Origin of the sequence: Streptomyces sp. ADMS (assembly GCF_033441795.1) — a bacterium.
Lineage (GTDB): Bacteria > Actinomycetota > Actinomycetes > Streptomycetales > Streptomycetaceae > Streptomyces.
Genome location: NZ_JAVFVX010000258.1, coordinates 1183 through 3061, shown reverse-complemented (window position 1 = coordinate 3061; position 1879 = coordinate 1183). Strand labels below are relative to the sequence as shown.

At 68.2% G+C, this 1879-nt stretch carries 1 protein-coding gene; it reads left to right on the top strand.

Translation table 11 applies throughout. The features are described from left to right. Positions 1 to 1841: 2-oxoacid:acceptor oxidoreductase subunit alpha (locus RB628_RS40050; RefSeq protein ID WP_318325572.1), on the top strand; the 1841-nt coding region annotated here is incomplete at its 5' end. Positions 1842 to 1879: the final 38 nt, after the last annotated feature.

The window sequence follows — 1879 nt, the reverse complement described above, 5'->3', positions numbered from 1 at the left end:
GTCTCGATCGGGTGATCATCCGGTTCGCGGGGGATTCGGGTGATGGTATGCAGTTGACGGGGGACCGTTTCACTTCCGAGACTGCGTCCTTCGGGAACGATTTGTCGACTCTGCCGAACTTTCCGGCGGAGATCCGGGCGCCCGCAGGTACTCTGCCGGGCGTTTCTTCGTTCCAGCTGCATTTCGCCGACCATGACATCCTCACCCCCGGGGACGCGCCGAATGTGCTCGTCGCGATGAATCCGGCCGCTCTGAAGGCGAACATCGGTGATGTGCCGCGCGGTGCGGAGATCATCGTCAACACGGACGAGTTCACGAGGCGGGCCATGCAGAAGGTGGGGTACGGGGTTTCCCCGCTGGAGGACGGCTCGCTCGACGGCTACAGCCTGCATCCGGTGCCGCTGACCACCCTCACCGTCGAGGCTCTCAAGGACTTCGCGCTCTCCCGCAAGGAGGCCGAGCGCAGCAAGAACATGTTCGCGCTGGGGTTGTTGTCGTGGATGTACCACCGGCCGACCGAGGGTACCGAGAGGTTCCTGGAGGCCAAGTTCGCGAAGAAGCCGGACATCGCCGCCGCCAACATCGCCGCGTTCAGGGCCGGCTGGAACTTCGGGGAGACGACCGAGGACTTCGCCGTCTCCTACGAGGTCGCGCCGGCGGCGACCGCGTTCCCGGCCGGCAGGTATCGCAACATCTCGGGGAACCTGGCCCTGTCGTACGGGCTCGTCGCCGCCGGTCAGCAGGCCGATCTGCCGCTGTATCTGGGCTCGTACCCGATCACGCCGGCCTCGGACATCCTCCACGAGCTCAGCAGGCACAAGAACTTCGGTGTCCGGACCTTCCAGGCCGAGGACGAGATCGCCGGTATCGGGGCCGCGCTGGGTGCCGCCTTCGGCGGGTCGCTGGCGGTGACCACGACCTCCGGGCCGGGTGTGGCACTGAAGTCGGAGACCATCGGGCTGGCGGTGTCGATGGAGCTGCCGCTGCTCGTCGTCGACATCCAGCGCGGCGGCCCCTCCACCGGACTGCCGACCAAGACGGAGCAGGCGGATCTGCTGCAGGCCATGTTCGGCCGCAACGGCGAGGCCCCGGTCCCCATCGTCGCCCCGTGCACCCCCGCCGACTGCTTCGACGCCGCCATCGAAGCGGCCCGGATCGCGCTCGTCTACCGCACCCCCGTCCTCCTGCTGTCCGACGGCTACCTCGCCAACGGCTCCGAACCCTGGCGCATCCCCGATGTGGGTGAACTGCCCGACCTGCGCGTGCAGTTCGCCCAGGGCCCCAACCACACCCTCGACGACGGCACCGAGGTCTTCTGGCCCTACAAGCGTGACCCGCAGACCCTCGCCCGTCCCTGGGCCGTCCCCGGCACTCCCGGGCTCGAACACCGCATCGGCGGCATCGAGAAGCAGGACGGCACCGGCAACATCTCCTACGACCCCGCCAACCACGACCTCATGGTCCGAACCCGCCAGGCGAAGATCGACGGCATCGACGTCCCCGGTCTCCCGGTCGACGACCCTTCCGGCGCCGCCGGCACCCTGGTCCTGGGCTGGGGTTCCACCTACGGCCCGATCACCGCGGCGGTCCGCCGGCTGCGGGCGGCCGGGGTCCCGATCGCGCAGGCCCACCTGCGCCACCTCAACCCCTTCCCGCACAACCTCGGCGAGGTGCTGGCACGGTACGACAAGATCGTGATCCCCGAGATGAACCTCGGGCAGCTCGCCACACTGATCCGGGCGAAGTACCTGGTGGACGCCCGCTCCTACAACCAGGTCAACGGCATGCCGTTCAAAGCCGAACAGCTCGCCACGGCTCTCAAGGAGGCCATCGATGGCTGAGACGCACACGGAAGCCACCACCACCACCGCCACCACCG